Raw genomic sequence first — 23,329 nt, 5'->3', positions numbered from 1 at the left:
AAGCTAGCACGACCAAAGATAACTTTACACCGTCTGTCGCAACTGACAGGGGCATTTGCTGCAAGTTCGTGCGTTATATCCGTTTTTCAGGCGTCGACCATGGCCATCGCCTCCTCCACGTCCACCGCCACCAGCCGTGAGCAACCGGGCTCGTGCATGGTCACCCCCATCAGTTGATCGGCCATTTCCATGGCGATCTTGTTGTGGGTGATATAGATGAACTGCACGGTCTGGCTCATCTCCTTGACCAGGCGCGCATAGCGTCCGACGTTGGCATCGTCCAGCGGCGCATCGACTTCGTCGAGCATGCAGAACGGTGCCGGGTTCAACTTGAAGATGGCAAACACCAGGGCCAGGGCCGTCAGCGCCTTCTCGCCGCCCGAGAGCAGATGGATGGTGCTGTTCTTCTTGCCCGGCGGGCGCGCCATGATCGTTACCCCTGTATCGAGTAGATCTTCGCCCGTCAGTTCCAGATAAGCGCTGCCACCACCGAAAACTTTTGGGAAAAGTGCCTGTAATCCGGCATTTATCTGATCAAAGGTATCCTTGAAGCGGTTGCGTGTTTCCTTGTCGATCTTGCGAATCACGTTTTCCAGGGTATCGAGGGCCTCGACCAGGTCGGCATCCTGGGCGTCGAGGTAGCGCTTGCGCTCGGACTGCTGCTGGTACTCGTCGATGGCCGCCAGGTTGATCGCGCCCAGGCGCTGGATGCGCGCATCGATGCGCTCCAGCTCAAGTTCAGCCTCCTGCTCGCTGGCCTCGGCCAGCAAGGTCGCCAACACGCCTTCCAGATCATAGCCGTCAGCCTGCAACTGTTCCTGCAGGGCCTTGCGCCGCACACTCAGCCCCTGCCATTCCATGCGGTGCTGTTCGAGCTGACCGCGCAGCAGCTGGGATTGCTGTTCGGCCTGGGTACGACGCTTTTCGGCCTCGCGCAGTTCGCGGTCGGCCTCGTCCATGTGCAGGCGCGCCTGACGCATTTCCTCGTCGACACTCATGCGCTTTTCCAGCAGCGCCTCAAGCATCATGCGCAGCTCTTCGAGGGGCGCCTCGCCCTCCTCCAGGTTCAGGCTCAGTTGTTCACGTTTTTCGTTCAGGCGCTCCGACTGCAGCTCCAGGCGCTCGAGGGCCTGGCGCGTGGAGTCGTGCTGGGCACGCAGCGAGCCCAGGCGCACCGCCAACTGATGGGCGTGGTCCTTGTGCTGGCGGGCTTCCTGGCGCACGCGGTCGAGGCGTTCGCGCAGGTTGTCGCGCTGGGCCAGCAAGGCCTCGCGCTGTTCGGTGTCGTGGGCCATCAGGTCGAGGGCTTCCTGCAGGTGCAGGCGCGACTCACCCAGGCTTTCGTGTTCGATGGCGCGCTGTTCCAGCAGCTCGGCCAGCTCTTCTTCAAGGCGCCGGCGGCGCAACGTCAGCTGCTCGGCGCGGGCCTTGCCGGCCGACAGACGGGCCTTGAGCTCACCTTGCTGGCGGGCTTCTTCCTGGGTGCGACGACGCAGTTGTTCACGGCTGTCTTCCATCACGCGCTGCTGTTCACGCAGGGCCAGCAACTGCGCTTCGAGCTGCTCCAGGGCAGCTTCCTGCTCCAGACGCTCCAGGCCCAGCAGCTCAAGCTCCTGCCCACGGGCCAGCACGCCGCCCTGGGCATCGTTGCCTCGGCTGACCCGCAGAAAGTGGCGCCCCACCCAGTAGCCGTCGCGGCTGATCAGGCTTTGGCCGTCGGCCAGCTGGCCGCGCAGGCTCAATGCCTGCTCGAGGCTCTCGACCGGCTTGACCTGGCCCAGCCAGGGGGCCAGGTCAACGCCGCCCTGTACTTTGTCCAGCAGGCTGCCGGCAAGGCGCTTGCCGGTGCCGGCGGCCTCCAGCAGACGCAACTCGCCCTGATCGAAGCCCGTCAGGTCGAGCCCGGCCAGGTCGTCCACCAGTACCGCGTGCAGGTCGGCGCCCAGCACGGTTTCCACCGCCAGCTCCCAACCCGGCTCCACGCGCAGGCCTTCAGCCAGGCGTGGGCGTTGCTCCAGGCCCTGCGCGCGCAACCAGTCGAGGGTACCGCTGCCTGGGTCCAGCGCGGCCTGCTGCAAGGCTTCGAGCGATGCCAGCCGGCCACCCAGGCGCTGCAGTTCACCCTGGGCCTGCTGCTGCGCCTGGGCGGCCTGCTGCAATTGCTCGCGCAGCGCGTCGAGGCGCTCGATCACCTGCTGTTCTTCCAGGTGCAGGTCTTCGAGCAGCAATTCGCTGCTGGCCAGTTGTTCGTTCAGTTCCAGGATGGCCGCATCTTCAGGGTCGGCGCTCAACTGGTCGCGTTCTTCGCCCAGCTTGCGCTGGCGCTCCGAGACGCGCTCCAGGCTCTGCTCCAGCTGCTGGATGCGCGACTGCTGCACCTCGGCCTGGCGGCGCGGCTCGGCGGAGCGGGTGTTGAAGCTGTCCCACTGCTCCTGCCAGCCATGCATGGTGGTCTCGGCTTCCTCAAGGGTCGCGGCGGCCTCCTCGGCTGCCGCCAGCGACAGTTCCTGCTCGGGCTCGATCATCTCCAGCTCTTCGCCCAGGGTCGCCAGCAAGGTACGGTCGTGGCCCAGGTGCGATTCGGTTTCCAGACGCGCGCGTTCGGCTTCCTTGAAGTCATCCTGCAACTGGCGCAAGCGCTGCTGGCCGTGCTGGATGTTCTGCTCGACCCGGGCGATGTCGCCGCCTACCGAATAGAAGCGCCCCTGGACCAGGTTGAAACGCTCCGACAGGTCGTGGTGACCGTCGCGCAGGCGCTCGATGCTCGCATCGGCATTGCGCTGCTCGGCCACCAGGGCCTCGAAGGCCACTTCCTGGTCGCCGATGATCGCCTCGCGCTGGCCCACCTGATCGTTCAGCGCACGCCAACGCAGGGCCGCCAGCTGGGCCTTGAGCTGACGCTCCTCGGCCTTGTATTCCTTGTACTTCTCCGCTGCCTGGGCCTGGCGGTGCAGGCGTTCGAGCTGACGTTCCAGCTCTTCGCGCAGGTCGGTCAGGCGCTCCAGGTTCTCGTGGGTGCGGCGGATGCGGTTTTCGGTTTCGCGGCGGCGCTCCTTGTACTTGGAGATGCCGGCGGCCTCTTCGATGAAGTTGCGCAACTCTTCGGGCTTGGCCTCGATCAGCTTGGAGATCATGCCCTGCTCGATGATCGAGTAGCTGCGCGGGCCCAGGCCGGTACCCAGGAAGATATCGGTGATGTCGCGCCGACGGCACTTGGTGCCGTTGAGGTAATAGGTGTTCTGCGCGTCGCGGGTCACCTTGCGCCGGATCGAGATCTCGGCATAGGCGGCATACTCACCCACCAGGGTGTTGTCACTGTTGTCGAACACCAGTTCGATACTGGCCTGGCTGACCGGCTTGCGGCTGGTGGAGCCGTTGAAGATGACGTCGGTCATCGACTCGCCACGCAGGTTTTTCGCCGAGCTTTCGCCCATCACCCAGCGCACCGCATCGATGATGTTGGACTTGCCGCAGCCATTGGGGCCGACCACGGCCGCCATGTTGCTGGGGAAGTTGACGGTAGTCGGGTCGACGAACGACTTGAACCCCGCCAGGCGAATGCACTTGAGGCGCATGCTCAGCCAGCAACCAGCGAGGACAGCACCAGCGTGCAACTGCGCTCGCAGTACTGCGTAAGCACCTCGCGGATACGCGGCAGGTCGCCACCCACCACCGCTTCGAGCAGTTGGGCGAACAGCACCAGGAAGTCGTTCATGTTGGCCTTGCGCTGGTCCAGCGCCAGGTAATAGGTGCGGCTCATGGCCGGCTGCAGGTTCTCGACGGTTTCCTGCAGGTAGGGGTTGTTGGCGAACGGGTACGCGGCGCGCATCACCGCGAAGCTCTCTTCGACGAAGGCCTTGATGTCCTGGCGCGCACTGGCGGCGTGCAGACGCTGCTGGATGACCAGAAACGGTGCAAGTTCGGCTTCGCTGCGCGGCGCACTGGCCACGGCATTGCCCAGCAGGATGTACAGCTCGCTCATCAGGGTGCAGAGGCTGCGCACGTTGTGTTCGTTGAGCGCCGTAACCTGCGCGCCACGGCGCGGCAGGATGGTCACCAGGTGCCGGCGCTCGAGTATCAGCAGTGCCTCGCGCACCGAGCCACGGCTGACATTGAGCGCCTGGGTGACCTTCTGTTCCTGGATGCGCTCGGCAGGTTTGAGCTCACCGCGGATGATCCGCTCGGCCAGGTAATGGGCAATTTGCTCGGAGAGGCTGTCCGGCGCCTTGAACGTCATGGTTTTCCTTCAAAATCATTGAACTGTGCACAAGCGCCGATTGTAGCGCACTTGCCTGCACCTCGCGCAGCGGCACAGGCACGCAGTTGGCACGATTGAAGCAAAACAATCGTCAACCCGGCCCCGGTTCTATGCTGAATACAGAGGCTATCGAGGATGACAGGATCAGCACGCACAAAAAGCTGACCTTGAAGTCAGAAAACAGTTGACCGGCAAGTCAAGTCTGCCTACAGTCGACCCCGTCCACTCAACAACAATAATTCGCTTGTGAGGCCTTCCGTGATCCAGTTTCTACTCAACCAGGAGCTGCGCAGTGAGCATGCCCTGGACCCCAACCTGACGGTGCTCGAGTACCTGCGCGAGCACCTGGGCAAACCCGGTACCAAGGAAGGCTGCGCGAGCGGCGATTGCGGCGCCTGCACCGTCGTGGTCGGTGAACTGGCTGCAGATGAACACGGCCGGCAGCACCTGCGTTATCGCAGCCTCAATTCGTGCCTGACGTTCGTCTCGTCGCTGCATGGCAAGCAGCTGATCAGCGTCGAAGGGCTCAAGCACCAGGGCAAGCTGCACAGCGTGCAGCAGGCCATGGTCGACTGCCATGGCTCGCAATGCGGCTTCTGTACCCCGGGCTTCGTGATGTCGCTGTTCGCCCTGCAGAAGAACAGCGACGCCCCCGACCTGCACCGCGCCCAGGAGGCCCTGGCCGGCAACCTGTGCCGCTGCACCGGCTACCGGCCGATCCTGGCAGCCGCCGAGCAGGCCTGCTGCCAGGCCGCCCCCGACCAGTTCGACAGCGCCCAGGCACAGACCATCGCCCGGCTCCAGGCGATTGCGCCCAAGGAAACCGGCGAACTCAACAGCGGCGACAAGCGCTGCCTGGTGCCGCTGACCGTGGCCGACCTGGCCGAGCTGTACGGCTCGCACCCCGAAGCCCGCCTGCTGGCCGGCGGCACCGACCTGGCGCTGGAGGTCACGCAGTTCCACAAGACCCTGCCGGTGATGATCTACGTGGGCAACGTCGCCGAGATGAAGCGGGTCGAGGCCTTTGACGATCGCCTGGAAATCGGCGCCGCCACACCGCTCACCGACTGCTATGACGCGCTGAGCCGTGAATACCCCGACTTCGGCGAACTGCTGCACCGCTTCGCCTCGCTGCAGATCCGCAATCAGGGCACCCTGGGCGGCAACATCGGCAACGCCTCGCCGATCGGCGATTCGCCGCCCCTGCTGATCGCCCTGGGTGCGCAGATCGTGCTGCGCCGGGGTCAGGACACACGCACCCTGGCGCTGGAAGACTATTTCATCGACTACCGCATCACCGCACGCCAGGAAAGCGAGTTCATCGAGAAGATCATCGTGCCGCGGGCCAACCTGGCCTGGGCGTTCCGGGCCTACAAGGTGTCCAAGCGACTGGACGACGACATTTCGGCGGTGTGCGCCGCCTTCAACCTGCGCATCGACAACGGCGTGGTGGCCGAGGCCCGTATCGCCTTCGGCGGCATGGCCGCCATCCCCAAGCGCGCCCGCGCCTGTGAAGCCGCCCTGCTCGGCAAGCCGTTCAACCAGGCCGGTATCGAGCGCGCCTGCCAGGCGCTGGGCGAAGACTTCACCCCGCTGTCGGACTTCAGGGCCAGCAAGGAATACCGCCTGCTCGGCGCGCAGAACCTGCTGCGCAAGTACTTCATCGAACTGCACACGCCGCACATCGAAACCCGGGTGACCGCCTATGTCTAACCATCCTCACGTGGCCAGGAGCCAGGCCGAACTGGCCGAGCTGTTCGCCCAGGGCCTGACCAGTGGCGTCGGGCGCAGCATCAAGCACGACAGCGCCGACAAGCATGTGTCCGGCGAGGCGGTGTATATCGATGACCGCCTCGAATTCCCCAACCAGTTGCATGTGTACGCTCGCTTGTCGGACCGCGCTCATGCACGGGTGCTGAGCATCGACACCCGCCCGTGCTACGCCATCGAAGGCGTGCGCATCGCCATCACCCACGAAGACATCCCGGGCCTGAAGGACATCGGCCCGCTGCTGCCGGGCGACCCGCTGCTGGCCATCGACACCGTCGAGTTCGTCGGTCAGCCGGTGCTGGCCGTGGCCGCCTGCGACCTGGACACCGCCCGCCGCGCAGCGATGGCCGCGATCATCGAATACGAAGACCTGGAGCCGGTGCTGGATGTGGTTCAGGCCCTGCGCAAGAAGCATTTCGTGCTCGACAGCCACACCCACCAGCGCGGCGATTCGGTCACCGCGCTGGCCAGCGCCCCGCATCGGGTGCAGGGCACCCTGCATATCGGCGGCCAGGAGCACTTCTACCTCGAAACCCAGATCTCCTCGGTGATGCCCACCGAGGATGGCGGCATGATCGTGTACTGCTCCACGCAGAACCCCACCGAGGTGCAGAAGCTGGTGGCCGAAGTGCTGGACGTGCCGATGAACAAGGTCGTGGTGGACATGCGCCGCATGGGCGGCGGCTTCGGCGGCAAGGAAACCCAGGCCGCCAGCCCCGCCTGCCTGTGCGCGGTGATCGCACGCCTGACCGGGCAGCCGACCAAGATGCGCCTGCCACGGGTCGAGGACATGCTGATGACCGGCAAGCGCCACCCCTTCTATATCGAATACGACGTGGGGTTCGATGACAGCGGCCGCCTGCATGGCATCAACCTGGAACTGGCCGGCAACTGCGGCTGCTCGCCGGACCTGTCGGCCTCGATCGTCGACCGTGCGATGTTCCACTCCGACAATGCCTACTACCTGGGCGACGCCACCATCAACGGCCACCGCTGCAAGACCAACACCGCCTCCAATACCGCCTACCGCGGCTTTGGCGGCCCGCAGGGCATGGTTGCCATCGAAGAGGTGATGGACCGCATCGCCCGCCACCTGGCACTGGACCCGCTGGAGGTACGCAAGGCCAACTACTACGGCAAGACCGAGCGCAACGTCACCCACTACTACCAGACGGTCGAGCACAACATGCTCGAGGAAATCACCGCCGAGCTCGAAGCCAGCAGCGACTACCAGCAGCGCCGCGAGTCGATCCGCCGCTTCAACGCCAACAGCCCGGTGCTGAAAAAGGGCCTGGCACTGACCCCGGTGAAGTTCGGCATCTCGTTCACCGCCAGCTTTCTCAACCAGGCCGGTGCGCTGGTGCACATCTACACCGATGGCAGCATCCACCTCAACCACGGCGGCACCGAGATGGGCCAGGGCCTGAACACCAAGGTGGCCCAGGTGGTGGCCGAAGTGTTCCAGGTGGACTTCAGCCGCATACAGATCACCGCCACCAACACCGACAAGGTGCCCAACACCTCGCCCACGGCGGCGTCCAGCGGCGCCGACCTGAACGGCAAGGCGGCGCAGAACGCGGCCGAAATCCTCAAGCAGCGCCTGGTGGAGTTTGCCGCGCGCCAGTACAAGGTCAGTGAAGAAGACGTCGAGTTTCGCAACGGGCACGTGCGCGTGCGCGATGAAATCCTCACCTTCGAGAGCCTGGTGCAGCAGGCCTACTTTGCCCAGGTGTCGCTGTCGAGCACCGGCTTCTACAAGACCCCGAAGATCTACTACGACCGCAGCCAGGCGCGCGGGCGCCCGTTCTACTACTTCGCCTTCGGCGCGGCGTGCGCCGAGGTGATCGTCGACACCCTGACCGGCGAGTACAAGATGCTGCGCACCGACATCCTGCATGACGTGGGCGCCTCGCTGAACCCGGCCATCGACATTGGCCAGGTGGAGGGCGGGTTCATCCAGGGCATGGGGTGGCTGACCACCGAGGAACTGGTGTGGAACGCCAAGGGCAAGCTGATGACCAGCGGCCCGGCCAGCTACAAGATCCCGGCGGTGGCGGACATGCCGGTGGACCTGCGGGTGAAGCTGGTGGAGAACCGCAAGAACCCCGAGGACACGGTGTTCCATTCCAAGGCGGTGGGCGAGCCGCCGTTCATGCTGGGGATCGCGCCGTGGTGCGCGATCAAGGATGCAGTGGCCAGCCTGGCGGATTATCGCGAGCAACCGCAGATCGATGCCCCGGCCACCCCCGAGCGGGTGCTGTGGGGCTGCGAGCAGATGCGCAAGGTGGTGGCGGGCCGGCAGGCAGCTGCCGAGGTGGAAACCGTTACACCGTAGTGCGCCCTTCGCCGGCAAGGCCGGCTCCTACAGGGCGTGATTGCTGTAGGAGCCGGCCTTGCCGGCGAAGAGGCCCGATCAGGCACTGAAGAGGCAACCGACTATGCACACCTGGATCAACGCCCTGTCCGACCTGCACACCCGGGGCGAACCCTGCGTGCTGGTGACCATCATCGAAGAGCTGGGCTCCACCCCACGCAATGCCGGCTCGAAGATGGTCGTCAGCGCGACCCAGCTGTTCGACACCATCGGCGGCGGGCACCTGGAATACAAGGCCATGCACATCGCCCGGCAGATGCTTGCCGAAGGCCGCGAAACCACCCACCTGGAGCGCTTCAGCCTCGGCGCCAGCCTTGGCCAGTGCTGCGGCGGCGCCACCGTGCTGCTGTTCGAGCCCATGGGCGGCGTGCAGGCGCAGATCGCGGTATTCGGCGCAGGCCATGTCGGCCGCGCTCTGGTACCCTTGCTCGCCGCGCTGCCCTGCCGGGTACGCTGGATCGATTCGCGCGAGCAGGAATTCCCCGACATCATCCCCACGGGGGTGAGCAAGGTCGTCAGCGAGGAACCGGTCGACGAGGTCGATGAACTGCCCGCCGGCAGCTATTGCATCGTCATGACCCACAACCATCAACTGGACCTGGAACTGACCGCCGCGATCCTCAAGCGCAACGATTTCACCTGGTTCGGCCTGATCGGCTCCAGGACCAAGCGCGTGAAGTTCGAGCACCGCCTGCGCGAGCGCGGCTTTGCCGCCGACAGCCTGGCACGCATGCGCTGCCCGATGGGCCTGGCCGAGGTCAAGGGCAAGCTGCCGATCGAAATCGCCGTGTCCATCGCCGCTGAAATCATCGCTACCTACAACGCGAACTTCGGCCAGCATACCGGCTCGGCCACCACCCAACCCATTGCCAAACTGCTGCCGCCGTCACGGCGCAGCCAAGCCATTTGACGAGAGCCACATGAGCGCAACCCGCAAAGCCTACCGTGCCGCCCTGCTGCACAGCCTCGCCGACCCTGCCGAGGTGGGCGTCGAAGCATCGTATGAATATTTCGAAGACGGCCTGCTGGTCATCGACCAGGGCAAGATCAGCGCCATCGGCCACGCCAGCGAACTGCTGCCAGGCCTGGACGCCGACATCGAAGTGGTGCACTACCAGGACGCCTTGATCACCCCGGGGTTCATCGATACCCATATCCACTTCCCGCAGACCGGCATGATCGGCTCCTACGGCGAGCAGTTGCTGGACTGGCTGAACACCTACACCTTCCCGTGCGAGCGCCAGTTCGAAGACAAGGCTCACGCCGACAAGGTGGCCAAGCTGTTTCTCAAGGAGCTGCTGCGCAACGGCACCACCTCGGCGCTGGTGTTCGGCAGCGTGCACCCTGCCTCGGTCAACGCCCTGTTCGAGGAAGCCGAGCGCCTGGACCTGCGCCTGATCGCCGGCAAGGTGATGATGGACCGCAACGCCCCCGACTACCTGACCGACACCGCCGAGTCGGGCTACGCCGACAGCAAGGCGCTGATCCAGCGCTGGCACGGCAAGGGCCGCCTGCACTACGCGGTGACCCCGCGCTTTGCGCCCACCAGCACCCCGCAACAGCTGGCCCTGGCCGGCCAGTTGCTCAAGGAGTTCCCGGACCTGTACCTGCACACCCACCTGAGCGAAAACCTCAAGGAGATCGAGTGGGTCAAGGCGCTGTTCCCCGAGCGCAGCGGCTACCTGGATGTGTACGACCATTTCGAACTGCTGGGCGAGCGCTCGGTGTTCGCCCACGCCGTTCACCTGTGCGATGCCGAATGCCAGCGCCTGGCCGACACCGGTTCGGCCGTGGCGTTCTGCCCGACCTCCAACCTGTTCCTGGGCAGCGGCCTGTTCAACCTGCCCCAGGCCGAGCAGCACAAGGTCAAGGTCGGCCTGGGCACCGACGTGGGCGCCGGCACCAGCTTCTCGCTGCTGTACACCCTGAACGAAGCCTACAAGGTCATGCAGTTGCAGGGCGCGCGCCTGAGCCCGTTCAAGTCGCTGTACCTGGCCACCCTGGGCGGTGCGCGGGCATTGAACCTGGAGGAGCGCATCGGCACCCTGCAACCGGGCAGCGATGCCGACTTCATCGTGCTCGATTACAAGGCCACCCCGCTGCTGGACTACCGTCTCCAGCAGTCCGGCAGCATCGAGGAGACCCTGTTCGTGCTGACCACCCTGGGCGACGACCGTACCATTCGCGAAACCTTTGCCGCCGGGCGCAGCGTGCACCAGCGCTAAGGCGTTCGAAACAGGCCGCGGTACAACGCGCCGCCGATCACCGCCCCGATCAGCGGCGCCACCCAGAACAGCCACAGCTGATGCAGCGCCCAGCCACCGACGAACAGCGCCGGCCCGGTGCTGCGTGCCGGGTTAACCGAGGTGTTGGTAACCGGTATCGACACCAGGTGGATCAGCGTCAGCGCCAGCCCGATGGCGATCGGCGCAAAGCCGGCCGGCGCCCGCGAATCGGTGGCGCCCATGATGATCAGAATGAACATCGCGGTCATCACCACCTCGCTGACAAAACCTGCCCCCAGCGAGTACTGCCCCGGCGAATGCTCGCCATAGCCGTTCGAGGCAAGCCCGTTCGACAGCTCGAAGCCGGCCTTGCCGCTGGCGATGAGGTAGATCACACCGGCAGCCAGGATGGCGCCCACCACCTGGGCGACCACGTACGGCACCAGGTCCTTGAGCGGAAACCGCCCGCCCACGACCAAGCCCAGCGATACCGCAGGGTTGAGGTGACAACCGGAGATATGACCGATGGCGAATGCCATGGTCAGCACAGTCAGCCCGAAGGCCATGGAGACACCGACCAGGCCAATGCCGATCGGAAAAGACGCAGCCAGTACCGCGCTGCCACACCCCCCCAACACCAACCAGAACGTCCCTATCAATTCAGCTCCCATGCGTTTGCTCATGGGCATCGACATCAGTCAGTCCTCAAGAAGTGGTACGCCTGAAGCGCAAGCCCAACTGCTTGATGAAGGTTTGCGGGAGTGCAACAGATAGAAATCTAGCAGAGGTTGGCTCAAGTGCCAGGGGCAGAAACAGCTTCGCCGGCAAGGCCGGCTCCTACAGGTTGATTGCCCCGGTAGGAGCCGGCCTTGCCGGCGAATGGTGCAACCCGGTATCAGCCCTTGGCCGGTACCGAACTGCCGCGCTTCTTGGTTTGCAGCAGGTGCGAGAACACCGCGTGCAGGTCATCCGACGCACTCTCCTCGTCGAGGTTGAGCTTGCTGTCGATGTGGTCCATGTGGTGCATCATCAGGCTCACCGCCTGGGCCGCATCACGCGCCTCGATGGCGTCGATCAGTTGCATGTGCTCGTCATACGAGCAGTGCGAGCGGTTGCCGCTTTCATACTGGGCAATGATCAGCGAAGTCTGCGATACCAGGCTGCGCTGGAAGCTGATCAGCGGTGCATTGCCCGCCGCTTCCGCCAGCTTGAGGTGAAACTCGCCAGACAGGCGAATGCCGGCACCCCGGTCGCCGCGCGAGAAGCTGTCGCGCTCGTCGCGCACCATCTGGCGCAGTTCATTCAACTGCTCGGCGGTGGCGTGCTCCACTGCAAGTTCGGTGATGGCACGCTCGACCATGCGCCGCGAAAAGAACACCTGGCGCGCCTCTTCGACGGTCGGGCTGGCCACTACCGCACCGCGATTGGGGCGCAGCAGCACCACGCTTTCGTGGGCCAGGCGCGACAGCGCACGCCGGATGATGGTGCGGCTGACGCCGAAGATCTCGCCCAGGGCTTCCTCACTCAACTTGGTACCCGGCGCCAGGCGTTGTTCGAGGATTGCCTCGAATATGTGCGCGTAAACGATATCGTCCTGGGTGCCGCTACGACCGGCCTTGCCGGTGCGCGTGGGTTTCTTGAGGGGTTGCAGCTGTTCGTTCATGGGCGCTCGAGCACGGAGATCCACCTATCGGACCCTGACTGTAATACCAGCCAGTAGGGCGATGGCAAGTCCTGGATAGAAAATTAGACGTTCATGGTATTGACGCATTGTACACAGGCTTGGCGATTTCTGCAGAGTGCCATCACGTTATAGCCGTGGCGACAATTTACCTGCACACACCGACAAAAACATTATTTGCATTATTTGTATACAAACGCATAATCCAGCCGTGCAACTTCCTGACCCGCAGGTCAACAACAGGTCCGGTCGCCATGCCCTCCCCCTCGCAGAGCCCCCAGTCAACGCGCAGGACAAGCTCTGAACAACAAGAAAAGACGTGAGGAGTACACGCTGTGGAAAGCCGCAAACCCCAAGCCCCTACGCTGGATCTTGCCCCACCGCTCGAAACGAGCTGGCTGGAGCGGATTTTCAAACTCAAGCTGCACGGCACCACTGTCAGGACCGAACTGATCGCGGGTGTAACCACCTTCATCACCATGGCCTACATCATTTTCGTCAACCCCAACATCATGGCCGACGCCGGCATCGACCACGGTGCCGCGTTCGTGGCCACCTGCATCGCGGCGGCGCTCGGCTGCCTGCTGATGGGCCTGTATGCCAACTGGCCGGTGGGCCTGGCACCCGGCATGGGGCTGAATGCCTTTTTCACCTACACCGTGGTCGGCACCATGGGCTACACCTGGGAGGCCGCGCTGGGTGCGGTGTTCGTATCGGGTGTGCTGTTCATGCTGCTGACGCTGTCGCGGGTGCGCGAATGGCTGCTCAACAGCATCCCGCTGAGCCTGCGCCACGCCATGGGCGCGGGTGTGGGGCTGTTTCTCGGGGTGATCGGGCTGAAGACGGCCGGCATCATCGTCGCCAGCCCAGCCACCCTGATCAAGCTCGGTTCGCTGCACGAGCCTGGCCCGCTGCTGGCGGCGGCGTGCTTCCTGATGATTGCCGTGCTCAGCTACCGCCGGGTGTTCGGCGCGATCCTGATCAGCATCATCGCCGTGACACTGGCCGGCTGGGCCCTGGGCCTGGTGGAATATGGCGGCGTGTTCTCGCTGCCGCCGAGCCTGGCGCCCACCTGGATGGCCATGGACGTGGCGGGCGTGTTCAACGTCAGCATGATCAGCGTGGTACTGGCGTTTCTGTTCGTGCACATGTTCGACACCGCCGGCACTTTGATGGGCGTGGCCCAGCGCGCCAACCTGGTGAACGCCGAGGGGCGCATCGAAAACCTGTCGCGGGCGCTCAAGGCCGACAGTGCATCGAGCGTGTTCGGTGCCGTGGTGGGTGTGCCGCCGGTCACCAGCTACGTGGAAAGTGCTGCAGGTGTGGCGGCCGGCGGGCGCACGGGGCTCACGGCCGTGGTGGTCGGCCTGCTGTTCGTCGCGGCGATGTTCTTTGCGCCGCTGGCGGGCATGATCCCGGCGTATGCCACCGCCGGCGCACTGATCTATGTGGCGATGCTGATGATGGGCAGCATGGCGCACATCAACTGGGATGAAGCCACCGACAGCATTCCGGCGATCGTCACGGCGATCATGATGCCGCTGACATTCTCGGTGGCGGACGGCATTGCGCTGGGCTTCATCACCTATGTGGTGCTCAAGGCCGGCACCGGGCGCTACAGGGAGATCTCGGCGAGCCTGTGGGTGCTGTGTGCGATCTTTGTGGCCAAGTTCGTGTTCCTGTAAGCACTGCGTCGGTTCAAGGAGCCTCGCCTTCGGGCGGGGCTTTTTGTTGCCTGTGCCGCTCTGCCAGCGAACAGCCCTGCAGGCACGCCCTCGAATCCGAGGCAAAAAAAAGCCCGCCAGTGAGAGCGGGCAAGGACCTACGAAGATTCATCTAGCGACCAACTAGCTTCCGCGATAGGTCGAGTAACTGTACGGCGAGATCAGCAACGGCACGTGGTAGTGATCCTGCTCGGCGCTGATGCCGAAACGCAGCACCACCACATCCAGGAACGCCGGCTCCGGCAACTGCACACCACGGGCACGATAATAGTCACCGGCACTGAACTGCAGCTGGTACACACCGCTGCGGTAATCCTCACCCTGCAGCAGTGGCGCATCGCAACGGCCATCGCTGTTGGTCAGCGCCGTGTTCACCAGCTCAAGCTGCTGGCCTTCGACCCGGTACAGCTCGACCTTGATCGAGCTGCCAGGGCAGCCATGTGCGGCATCCAGTACATGCGTGGTCAAACGTCCCATTGCGTGCGCCTCGTTTCAATCTATGGGCAAAAAATACCCGCACGGCACCGGGATGAAGCAGGGCAGCGTGCGGCTGTCGGATTATTAAGACATTTTCAGCTAAAATTGTACACAATAAATTCGACGATTTTGTTAGCCTGCCGAGCGTGCCCTGTAAATACGCCATCAGTCGCAAAGCCGCGCGCCTGGCGGACGCTATCGTCATTTACTGACCAATCAGGCAGGTTTCTTGCAAACTTTTTCAAGGCCAAATGGCGGAAGAAATGCGAAAAAACAGGCTTACAAATCGTCAATAAAGTTGTATACAATCACTCCATCGTTGTGGCCGATGACCTGACTCAGACACCACACCCCCGTTTTCACGTACAAGAAGGAAGGCTGCAGTGAGCGCTGATTATCCTCGCGACCTGATCGGTTACGGCAACAACCCACCCCATCCGCGCTGGCCGGGGAATGCCCGCATCGCTTTGTCTTTCGTGCTCAACTATGAAGAAGGTGGCGAACGCAACATTCTTCACGGGGATAAGGAATCCGAAGCCTTCCTTTCCGAGATGGTCTCGGCGCAGCCCCTGCAGGGCGCCCGCAACATGAGCATGGAATCGCTTTACGAGTATGGCAGCCGCGCCGGTGTGTGGCGCCTGCTCAAGCTGTTCGAAGACACCGGCGTGCCGCTCACCGTGTTTGCCGTGGCCATGGCCGCCCAGCGCCACCCCGACGTGATCCGCGCCATGGTCGCCGCCGGCCACGAGATCTGCAGCCACGGCTACCGCTGGATCGACTACCAGTACATGGACGAGAACCAGGAGCGCGAGCACATGCTCGAGGCCATCCGCATTCTCACCGACCTCACCGGCGAGCGCCCGCTGGGCTGGTACACCGGCCGTACCGGGCCCAACACCCGCCGCCTGGTGATGGAGGAAGGCGGCTTCCTCTACGACAGCGACACCTACGACGACGACCTGCCCTACTGGGAGCCCAACAACCCCACCGGCAAGCCGCACCTGGTGATCCCCTACACCCTGGACACCAACGACATGCGCTTCACCCAGGTGCAGGGCTTCAATTGTGGCGAGCAGTTCTTCCAGTACCTCAAGGACGCCTTCGACGTGCTCTACGCCGAAGGTGCCGAGGCGCCGAAGATGCTCTCGATCGGCCTGCACTGCCGCCTGATCGGCCGCCCGGCACGCATCGCCGCGCTCAAGCGCTTCGTGGAGTACGCCAAGAGCCATGAGCAGGTGTGGTTCGCCCGGCGCGTGGACATCGCCCGCCACTGGCATGCCACCCACCCTTTCCAAGCCGAGAGCGCCAAATGACCGACTTCAAGACCCTCAAGCCTTCGACCCTGGACCGTGCCGCGTTCGTCGCCGCCTTCGCCGACATCTACGAGCACTCGCCGTGGGTCGCCGAAAAAGCCTACGACCTGGGCCAACTGCACGAGCTGGACCAGATCGAAGCCCTGCACCAGCGCATGAGCGACATCCTGCTCAGCGCCGATCACGCCAGCCAGCTGGCCCTGATCAATGCTCACCCGGACCTGGCCGGCAAAGCCGCCGTCCAGGGCGAACTGACCGAATCGAGCACCAACGAACAGGCTGGCGCCGGCATCCACCAGTGCACCGCCGAAGAGTTCGCCCGTTTCACCGAACTCAACGACGCCTACAAGGCCAGGTTCCAGTTCCCGTTCATCATGGCGGTTAAAGGCAGCAACCGGCACCAGATCCTCGCCTCGTTCGAGAAACGCATCCACAACTCGGTCGAAGCCGAGTTCAAGGAAGCCCTGGCGCAGATCAACCTGATCGCCCTGTTCCGCCTGCAGCAGCTGTAACCGGCGCGCCTTGGCAGGCACTGGCCTGCCGGCATTCGCCAAAGCCCCGACAACACATAATTAGAGAACACCCGCATGCGCACTTTAGTGATTGAGCCCCTGACCAAAGAAGCCTTCGCCCCTTTCGGTGACGTGATCGAAACCGACGGCAGCGACCACTTCATGATCAACAACGGTTCGACCATGCGCTTCCACAAGCTGGCCACGGTAGAAACCGCCCAGCCCGAGGACTCCGCCATCATCAGCATCTTCCGCGCCGACGCGCAGGACATGCCGCTGACCGTGCGCATGCTGGAGCGCCATCCGCTGGGCAGCCAGGCCTTCATCCCGCTGCTCGGCAATCCCTTTCTGATCGTGGTCGCGCCCGTTGGCGATGTACCTGTATCGGGTCTTGTCCGCGCCTTTGTCAGTAATGGCAGGCAGGGCATCAATTACCATCGCGGCGTCTGGCACCACCCGGTGCTGACGATCGAAAAGCGGGATGACTTCCTGGTGGTTGATCGCAGCGGTTCCGGCAACAACTGCGACGAACATTTCTTCAATGAGGATGAGCAACTGATCCTCGCACCCCACCAATAAGAGAAGGTCGGTCACTGGCCTGCGGTGACCGGCAAGAGGTAAAGACTGTGGAAGCACATCTGTTGGAATGGCTGAACCTGAGCGTGCGCTGGGTTCACATGATCACTGGCGTGGCCTGGATCGGCGCGTCGTTCTATTTCGTATGGCTGGAGAACAACCTCAACCGGGCCAACCCGCGCGACGGTCTGTCGGGCGACCTCTGGGCGATTCACGGTGGCGGTATCTACCACCTGGAAAAGTACAAGCTGGCCCCGCCGAAAATGCCGGAGAACCTGCACTGGTTCAAATGGGAAGCCTACTTCACCTGGATGTCGGGTATTGCCCTGCTGTGCCTGGTGTTCTACTGGAACCCCAGCGTCTACCTGCTGGCCCCCGGCAGCACCCTGAGCGGTGGTGAAGGCATCGCCATCGGCGTCGGTTCGCTGATCGCCGGCTGGTTCATCTACGACGTGCTGTGCGACTCGCCCCTGGGCAAGCGCCCCGGCCTGCTCGGCCTGGTGCTGTTCGTGCTGATCATTGCGGCCTGCTACGGCTTCAGCCAGGTGTTCAGCGGCCGTGGTGCGTACCTGCACACCGGCGCGATCATCGGCACCATCATGGTCGGCAACGTGTTCCGCATCATCATGCCGGCCCAGCGTGCACTGGTCGCCGCCATCGAGAAGAACGAAACCCCCGACCCGACCCTGCCGGCCAAGGGCCTGCTGCGTTCGCGCCACAACAACTACTTCACCCTGCCGGTGCTGTTCATCATGATCAGCAACCACTTCCCGAGCACCTACGGCAGCCAGTACAACTGGCTGATCCTGGCCGGGATCGCGATTGCAGCGGTGCTGGTGCGTCACTACTTCAACACCCGCCACGACAGCGCCAAGTACGCCTGGACCCTGCCCGTCGGCGCCCTGGCGATGATCTGCCTGGCCTACGTCACCGGCCCCAAGCCGATGCCGACCGCCCCTGAGCAGGCCGCTGCCAAGGTCCAGTACCAGCCGCTGCCGGAAACCGCACTGGGTGGCAAGACCGCTGCCGAGAAAGCCGCCGAACAGGCCGCCAACCCGGCACCTGCCGCCACCCCGGCCGAAGCGCCCGCCACTGCCACCGCTGCGGCGGACAGCGGCAACTTCGACAAGATCCACAGCGTCATCCAGGAACGCTGCACCGTGTGCCATTCGGCCAAGCCGACCAGCCCGCTGTTCAGTGCCGCCCCGGCCGGCGTGATGCTCGATACCCCGCAACAGATCCAGCAACTGGCCCCACGCATCCAGGCACAGGCCGTCGCCAGCCAGATCATGCCCCTGGGCAACATCACCCAGATGACCCAGCAGGAACGTGAACTGATTGGTGCATGGATCGCCAAGGGTGCTCCAACCAACTGATACAAGCTTCAAGCGGCAAGCTACAAGCTGCAAGCCAGGCGCGGCCTCCTGCTTCTTCGCAAGCAGGGCGCCTGAGCCTGCAGCTACCCAGAATAAAAACAAAACCTGAGGTGCTGCATGTCCGAGTCACGCAAGGCGTACATCCCCGTTGCGCCGCCACGACAGCCACTGCCCCTGCTGCAACTGATCCTGGTGGGTTTGCAACATGTTCTGCTGATGTACGGAGGTGCCATTGCGGTGCCGCTGATCATCGGGCAGGCCGCCGGGCTCTCTCGTGAAGAAATCGCATTCCTGATCAATGCCGATCTGCTGGTCGCCGGTGTCGCCACCGTGGTCCAGTCGCTCGGCATTGGCGCACTGGGCATCCGCATGCCGGTGATGATGGGCGCCAGCTTCGCCGCCGTCGGCAGCATGGTGGCCATGGCCGGCATGCCCGGCGTGGGCCTGCAGGGGATTTTCGGCGCGACCATCGCCGCCGGCTTCTTCGGCATGCTGATCGCCCCGTTCATGTCCAAGGTGGTGAGGTTTTTCCCGCCACTGGTCACCGGCACGGTGATTACCTCCATCGGTCTGTCGCTGTTCCCGGTCGCCGTCAACTGGGCCGGCGGCGGCGCGGCGGCCGCGCCGTTCGGCTCGCCGATCTACCTGGCCGTGGCCGGCCTGGTGCTGACCACCATCCTGCTGATCAATCGCTTCATGCGTGGCTTCTGGGTGAACGTGTCGGTACTGATCGGCATGGGCCTGGGCTACATCATTGCCGGCGCCATCGGCATGGTCGACCTCAGCGGCCTGGCCCAGGCCCCCTGGGTACAGGTGGTCACCCCGCTGCACTTCGGCATGCCCACCTTCAGCCTGGCGCCGATCCTGTCGATGTGCCTGGTGGTGGTGATCATCTTCGTCGAGTCCACCGGCATGTTCCTGGCGCTGGGCAAGGTCACCGAGCGTGAAGTGACCCCGGGCATGCTGCGTCGCGGCCTGTTCTGGGACGCCGGCGCCTCGTTCGTGGCAGGCTTTTTCAACACCTTCACCCACTCCTCGTTCGCACAGAACATCGGCCTGGTCCAGATGACCGGCGTGCGCTGCCGCTACGTGACCGTGGTGGCCGGGCTGTTCCTGATCGTGCTCAGCCTGCTGCCCAAGGCGGCATTCCTGATTGCCTCGATCCCGCCGGCGGTACTGGGCGGCGCCTCCATCGCCATGTTCGGCATGGTCGCGGCCACCGGCATCAAGATCCTGCAGGAGGCCGACATCGGCGACCGGCGCAACCAGTTGCTGGTGGCCGTCAGCGTCGGCATGGGGCTGATCCCGGTGGTACGTCCGGAGTTCTTCGCGCAGATGCCGCAGTGGATGGAGCCGATCACCCACAGCGGCATCGCCATGGCCACCGTCAGTGCCCTGGTACTGAACCTGCTGTTCAACGTATTGGGCGGCGCCGAACGCGCCGCGCACAACGACGCCGTGCACCAGCACTGATACACGGGGCGGCGCCTGCCGCCCCGCTCAACCCGAGCACCACGCAGTACCGTCGGCCCCTGGGAGTGGGCCGCTCGGGGCGCGTTTGCGCCGAAAAAACCGCAATCCAACAATAACAATAGCCGGGAATAACCACATGAAACGCATCACCTCTTCCCTCTTGCTGGGCAGCAGCTTGCTGGCCACGCTTCCTGCGGTAGCGGAGGACCTGCTGCTCTGGCACACCAACAGCCTGACGTATCTGTACGGCAAGGACTTTCAGGTCAACCCGCGGATCCAGCAGACGGTGACTTTCGAGCACGCCAACAAATGGAAGTACGGCGACAACTTCCTGTTCGTCGACAAGATCTTCTACAACGGCGGCCAAGACCGTAACAAGGGCAAGAACACCTACTACAGCGAGATCAGCCCGCGCCTGTCGTTCGGCAAGATCTTCGACCAGAAGCTGGAGTTCGGCCCGATCAAGGACGTGCTGCTGGCCATGACCTACGAAACCGGTGAAGGCGACAACGAGGCCTACCTGATCGGCCCGGGCTTCGACCTGGCCATCCCCGGCTTCAACTACTTCACCCTCAACTTCTACCAGCGCAACACCGAAGGCAGCCGCCCGGGTGATCGCGTGTGGCAGATCACCCCGGCGTTCTCCTACACCATCCCCATGGGCAGGTCCGACCTGCTGATCGATGGCTACATGGACTGGGTGGTGGACAACGACGAAAGCCGTCGCGGCACCTACCACGCCAACCTGCACTTCAACCCGCAGGTCAAGTACGACCTGGGCAAGGCGCTGAACATCGGCGCCAAGCAGCTGTACGTGGGTATCGAATACAGCTACTGGAAGGACAAATACGGCATCGAGGACAGCGATCGCCTCAAGACCAACCAGAGCGTGACCAGTGCGCTGATCAAGGTTCACTTCTAAAACCTGATCGAACGCACAGTTTTTGTCGCACACGCTCCATAACGGAGCACTTGAGGGACGGCGCGCAAGCCAGTAATCTGCGCGCCCCCTCGCTCAGGGTAGGACCCCTCCTACCTGCGTTTACTGACCGCTCAGTCAATGAATTCGGGCGGTTGGTAAGCGTATTGCCAGCCTCACGCCCCTTGTTCAACTGTTCAGAAAGACGTCGAGCAGGCCCGTTGCGCCAACCCGCCAAGGTTGGCTCAGCTCTTGCGAACGCGCTGTGGCCGATCGAAAAAAGCTGACCAAAAAGACAACACGCTGAACCAGAACGGCGCCGACACAGAGTGCCGAATCAATCAAGGGAGCACGCAATGCGCATTACCAACAGCCTGATGCTTGCAGGCGGCCTGCTGGCGGCAAGTACCGCCACCGCCGGTGACCTGCTGCAGTGGCAGAACAACAGCCTGACCTACCTCTACGGCAAGGACTTTACGGTCAACCCGCAGATCCAGCAGACCTTCACTTTCGAGCACGCCGATGCCTGGAAGTACGGCGACAACTTCCTGTTCATCGACAAGATCTTCTACAACGGCAAGAAGGACGGCAACGTCGGCCCGAACACCTACTACGGCGAGTTCACCCCGCGCCTGTCGTTCGGCAAGATCTTCGACCAGAAACTGGAGTTCGGCCCGGTCAAGGATGTGCTGCTGGCCATGACCTACGAGTTTGGCGAGGGAGACAACGAGTCGTACCTGATCGGCCCAGGCTTCGACCTGGCCATCCCCGGCTTCGACTACTTCCAGCTCAACTTCTACCAGCGCCACACCGAGGGCAGCCGCGCCGGTGACAACGTATGGCAGATCACCCCGGTATGGTCGTACACCATTCCCGTGGGCAAGTCGGACATCCTGATCGACGGCTACATGGACTGGGTGGTGGACAATGACGAGACCCGGCGTCGCGGCACCTATCATTCCAACCTGCACTTCAACCCGCAGATCAAGTATGACCTGGGCAAGGCCCTGAACCTGGGCGAAAAACAGCTGTACGTCGGTTTCGAATACGACTACTGGAAAGACAAGTACGGCATCAAGGACAGCGACGCCTTCGATACCGACCAGAACACCGCGAGCCTGCTGGTGAAAGTGCACTTCTGACCGGGTTGCGTTCTTCGCCGGCATTGAGCAAGGCAGTCGTCAGCGCCCCGCCACGCCCTTCGCCGAAGGCCTCGATGGCATGATGCAGCGGCGCGATGCCATGCACCAGAATCCCGCCACCTACCAGGAACATCGCCGCGGTGCCGATCACCGACAGGCTTTTCATCATGTAGGGCGCCGCACTCAAAATGCCGTTGCCGATGGCCTTGGCTGCACGCGAGGCCTTTTGCGTCAGCCACAGGCCCAGGTCATCCAGCTTGACGATCCCCGCCACCAGCCCGTACACGCCAATCGTCATCACGATCGCGATGCCCGACAGCACGATGATCTGCTGGGGCAGGGGCGCATCGGCCACGGTGCCCAGCGTGATGGCGATGATCTCGGCCGAGAGAATGAAGTCGGTACGCACCGCGCCCTTGATCTTGTCTTTCTCGAACGTCACCAGGTCGACCGCCGGGTTGGCCACTGCTTCGGTCAATGCCGCATGCCCGGCCTTGGCCTCCTCGGCGCTGTGCAGAAACCTGTGCGCGAGCTTTTCGAACCCCTCGAAGCACAGGTAGGCGCCGCCGAGCATCAGCAGCGGGGTTACCGCCCACGGGATGAATGCGCTGATCAGCAACGCAGCCGGCACCAGGATCAGCTTGTTCAGGAACGAGCCCTTGGCCACCGCCCACACCACCGGCAGTTCCCGCTCGGCGCGCACACCCGTGACCTGCTGGGCATTGAGGGCCAGATCATCACCCAGTACGCCGGCGGTCTTCTTGGCCGCGACCTTGGTCATGACCGAGACATCGTCGAGTACCGTGGCGATATCGTCGATCAGTACCAGCAAACTGCTTGCAGCCATGATTCATGTTCCATTGAGGTGAGATGGCGCCAAGCTTAGCCTGTCGATGGGCAAAAGGGGCGACCTTGAGCGCTTCGCGAACGCGGTGCTACCATGCGCAACCGCCTGCCCAGGCCTGTTGCCGCACGCGGCCAGATACAAGGAACAGCGCCACCATGAGCACCATTCGCGAGCGCAACAAAGAACTGATCCTGCGGGCCGCCAGCGAGGAGTTCGCCGACAAGGGCTTCGCCGCCACCAAGACCAGCGACATCGCGGCCAAGGCCGGCCTGCCCAAGCCCAACGTCTACTACTACTTCAAATCCAAGGAAAACCTCTACCGCGAGGTGCTCGAAAGCATCATCGAGCCGATCATGCAGGCCTCCACCCCGTTCAATGCCGACGGTGAGCCGCAAGAGGTGCTCAGTGCCTATATCCGCTCCAAGGTGCGCATCTCCCGCGACCTGCCCTTCGCGTCCAAGGTGTTCGCCAGCGAGATCATGCACGGCGCGCCGCACCTGAGCGCAAGCCAGGTCGAGCAGCTCAACGTGCAGGCACGGCACAACATCGAATGCATCCAGGGCTGGATCGAGCGCGGCCTGATCGCCCCGGTCGACCCGCACCACCTGATGTTCAGCATCTGGGCTGCAACCCAGACCTATGCCGATTTCGACTGGCAGATC

General features: G+C 63.5%; 19 protein-coding genes. 13 read left to right on the top strand and 6 right to left on the bottom strand.

The window, feature by feature from the left end:
- Positions 1-86: 86 nt before the first annotated feature.
- Together smc and JZZ72_RS12695 are read right to left on the bottom strand one after the other, a co-directional pair.
- Complete coding sequence (gene smc / locus JZZ72_RS12700) at positions 87-3,575, bottom strand: chromosome segregation protein SMC (protein ID WP_210014525.1); 3,489 nt, start codon at positions 3,573-3,575, stop codon at positions 87-89.
- A 2-nt stretch (positions 3,576-3,577) separates the two neighbouring features.
- The gene (locus JZZ72_RS12695) at positions 3,578-4,237 is read right to left on the bottom strand and encodes a GntR family transcriptional regulator (RefSeq protein WP_043862359.1); all 660 of its coding nucleotides are present in this window, start codon (positions 4,235-4,237) and stop codon (positions 3,578-3,580) included.
- 279 nt (positions 4,238-4,516) lie between these two features.
- On the opposite strand from JZZ72_RS12695, the gene xdhA reads away from it, so the two are divergent.
- The 4 genes from xdhA (at position 4,517) to guaD (ending at position 10,627) form a co-directional block, all read left to right on the top strand.
- The gene (xdhA, locus tag JZZ72_RS12690; RefSeq protein ID WP_054915592.1) at positions 4,517-5,971 is read left to right on the top strand and encodes a xanthine dehydrogenase small subunit; all 1,455 of its coding nucleotides are present in this window, start codon (positions 4,517-4,519) and stop codon (positions 5,969-5,971) included.
- Positions 5,964-8,363, top strand: coding sequence for a xanthine dehydrogenase molybdopterin binding subunit (gene xdhB, locus JZZ72_RS12685; RefSeq protein ID WP_210014524.1), 2,400 nt, complete (start codon positions 5,964-5,966; stop codon positions 8,361-8,363). Before xdhA ends, xdhB begins: the two co-directional genes overlap by 8 nt.
- 103 nt (positions 8,364-8,466) lie before the next feature.
- Positions 8,467-9,312, top strand: a complete 846-nt coding sequence (gene xdhC, locus JZZ72_RS12680; RefSeq protein ID WP_043862356.1) for a xanthine dehydrogenase accessory protein XdhC — start codon at positions 8,467-8,469, stop codon at positions 9,310-9,312.
- 10 nt (positions 9,313-9,322) lie between these two features.
- Positions 9,323-10,627: a guanine deaminase gene (gene guaD, locus JZZ72_RS12675; RefSeq protein WP_210014523.1), complete on the top strand. Its 1,305-nt coding sequence runs from the start codon at positions 9,323-9,325 to the stop codon at positions 10,625-10,627.
- Here guaD and aqpZ read toward each other — a convergent pair.
- Both aqpZ and JZZ72_RS12665 read right to left on the bottom strand, forming a co-directional pair.
- Positions 10,624-11,322, bottom strand: coding sequence for an aquaporin Z (aqpZ, locus tag JZZ72_RS12670; protein ID WP_088515619.1), 699 nt, complete (start codon positions 11,320-11,322; stop codon positions 10,624-10,626). The genes guaD and aqpZ overlap by 4 nt on opposite strands.
- A gap of 200 nt (positions 11,323-11,522) precedes the next feature.
- A complete protein-coding gene (locus JZZ72_RS12665) occupies positions 11,523-12,290 on the bottom strand; it encodes a GntR family transcriptional regulator (RefSeq protein ID WP_043862353.1) in 768 nt (255 codons plus the stop codon).
- Between the two features lie 353 nt (positions 12,291-12,643).
- Here JZZ72_RS12665 and JZZ72_RS12660 point away from each other — a divergent pair, with 353 nt between their 5' ends.
- Complete coding sequence (locus JZZ72_RS12660; RefSeq protein ID WP_054915598.1) at positions 12,644-13,993, top strand: NCS2 family permease; 1,350 nt, start codon at positions 12,644-12,646, stop codon at positions 13,991-13,993.
- A 162-nt stretch (positions 13,994-14,155) separates the two neighbouring features.
- On the opposite strand, the gene uraH is transcribed toward JZZ72_RS12660, so the two are convergent.
- Positions 14,156-14,509 carry a hydroxyisourate hydrolase gene (gene uraH / locus JZZ72_RS12655; RefSeq protein WP_043862351.1) on the bottom strand — a complete coding sequence of 118 codons (354 nt, stop codon included), beginning with the start codon at positions 14,507-14,509 and terminating at the stop codon, positions 14,156-14,158.
- A 383-nt stretch (positions 14,510-14,892) separates the two neighbouring features.
- On the opposite strand from uraH, the gene puuE reads away from it, so the two are divergent.
- From puuE to JZZ72_RS12620, 7 genes are all read left to right on the top strand, one after another.
- Entirely contained in the window at positions 14,893-15,822 is a 930-nt protein-coding gene (gene puuE / locus JZZ72_RS12650) for an allantoinase PuuE (RefSeq protein ID WP_043862350.1), read from the top strand.
- On the top strand, positions 15,819-16,334 hold the full coding sequence (uraD, locus tag JZZ72_RS12645; protein WP_043862349.1) for a 2-oxo-4-hydroxy-4-carboxy-5-ureidoimidazoline decarboxylase: 516 nt from the start codon (positions 15,819-15,821) through the stop codon (positions 16,332-16,334). The genes puuE and uraD overlap by 4 nt, the downstream gene beginning before the upstream one ends.
- Before the next feature lie 75 nt (positions 16,335-16,409).
- The gene (locus JZZ72_RS12640) at positions 16,410-16,913 is read left to right on the top strand and encodes an ureidoglycolate lyase (RefSeq protein ID WP_043862348.1); all 504 of its coding nucleotides are present in this window, start codon (positions 16,410-16,412) and stop codon (positions 16,911-16,913) included.
- A 47-nt stretch (positions 16,914-16,960) separates the two neighbouring features.
- On the top strand, positions 16,961-18,286 hold the full coding sequence (locus JZZ72_RS12635; protein ID WP_043862347.1) for a urate hydroxylase PuuD: 1,326 nt from the start codon (positions 16,961-16,963) through the stop codon (positions 18,284-18,286).
- Between the two features lie 117 nt (positions 18,287-18,403).
- Positions 18,404-19,759 carry a nucleobase:cation symporter-2 family protein gene (locus JZZ72_RS12630; protein WP_043862346.1) on the top strand — a complete coding sequence of 452 codons (1,356 nt, stop codon included), beginning with the start codon at positions 18,404-18,406 and terminating at the stop codon, positions 19,757-19,759.
- A 136-nt stretch (positions 19,760-19,895) separates the two neighbouring features.
- On the top strand, positions 19,896-20,681 hold the full coding sequence (locus JZZ72_RS12625; protein ID WP_043862345.1) for an outer membrane protein OmpK: 786 nt from the start codon (positions 19,896-19,898) through the stop codon (positions 20,679-20,681).
- Between the two features lie 353 nt (positions 20,682-21,034).
- On the top strand, positions 21,035-21,820 hold the full coding sequence (locus tag JZZ72_RS12620) for an outer membrane protein OmpK (RefSeq protein WP_043862344.1): 786 nt from the start codon (positions 21,035-21,037) through the stop codon (positions 21,818-21,820).
- Here JZZ72_RS12620 and JZZ72_RS12615 read toward each other — a convergent pair.
- Entirely contained in the window at positions 21,753-22,667 is a 915-nt protein-coding gene (locus JZZ72_RS12615; RefSeq protein WP_328825145.1) for a DUF808 domain-containing protein, read from the bottom strand. The genes JZZ72_RS12620 and JZZ72_RS12615 overlap by 68 nt on opposite strands.
- A 155-nt stretch (positions 22,668-22,822) precedes the next feature.
- On the opposite strand from JZZ72_RS12615, the gene JZZ72_RS12610 reads away from it, so the two are divergent.
- Positions 22,823-23,329: TetR/AcrR family transcriptional regulator (locus tag JZZ72_RS12610; protein ID WP_210014522.1), on the top strand; the 507-nt coding region annotated here is incomplete at its 3' end.

It is taken from the genome of Pseudomonas palmensis (assembly GCF_017848315.1).
Classification (GTDB): domain Bacteria; phylum Pseudomonadota; class Gammaproteobacteria; order Pseudomonadales; family Pseudomonadaceae; genus Aquipseudomonas; species Aquipseudomonas palmensis.
The sequence above is the reverse complement of the archived record's forward strand: the minus strand, read 5'-3'. Positions and strand labels throughout refer to the sequence as shown.

Coding starts and splice junctions, on each gene's coding strand:
- JZZ72_RS12615 (WP_328825145.1), bottom strand. CDS start 22,667: ATGGCTGCAAGCAGTTTGCTGGTACTGATCGACGATATCGCCACGGTA.
- JZZ72_RS12665 (WP_043862353.1), bottom strand. CDS start 12,290: ATGAACGAACAGCTGCAACCCCTCAAGAAACCCACGCGCACCGGCAAG.
- guaD (WP_210014523.1), top strand. CDS start 9,323: ATGAGCGCAACCCGCAAAGCCTACCGTGCCGCCCTGCTGCACAGCCTC.
- smc (WP_210014525.1), bottom strand. CDS start 3,575: ATGCGCCTCAAGTGCATTCGCCTGGCGGGGTTCAAGTCGTTCGTCGAC.
- JZZ72_RS12620 (WP_043862344.1), top strand. CDS start 21,035: ATGCGCATTACCAACAGCCTGATGCTTGCAGGCGGCCTGCTGGCGGCA.
- uraH (WP_043862351.1), bottom strand. CDS start 14,509: ATGGGACGTTTGACCACGCATGTACTGGATGCCGCACATGGCTGCCCT.
- aqpZ (WP_088515619.1), bottom strand. CDS start 11,322: ATGTCGATGCCCATGAGCAAACGCATGGGAGCTGAATTGATAGGGACG.
- JZZ72_RS12625 (WP_043862345.1), top strand. CDS start 19,896: ATGAAACGCATCACCTCTTCCCTCTTGCTGGGCAGCAGCTTGCTGGCC.
- uraD (WP_043862349.1), top strand. CDS start 15,819: ATGACCGACTTCAAGACCCTCAAGCCTTCGACCCTGGACCGTGCCGCG.
- xdhC (WP_043862356.1), top strand. CDS start 8,467: ATGCACACCTGGATCAACGCCCTGTCCGACCTGCACACCCGGGGCGAA.
- JZZ72_RS12640 (WP_043862348.1), top strand. CDS start 16,410: ATGCGCACTTTAGTGATTGAGCCCCTGACCAAAGAAGCCTTCGCCCCT.
- xdhB (WP_210014524.1), top strand. CDS start 5,964: ATGTCTAACCATCCTCACGTGGCCAGGAGCCAGGCCGAACTGGCCGAG.
- JZZ72_RS12695 (WP_043862359.1), bottom strand. CDS start 4,237: ATGACGTTCAAGGCGCCGGACAGCCTCTCCGAGCAAATTGCCCATTAC.
- JZZ72_RS12630 (WP_043862346.1), top strand. CDS start 18,404: ATGTCCGAGTCACGCAAGGCGTACATCCCCGTTGCGCCGCCACGACAG.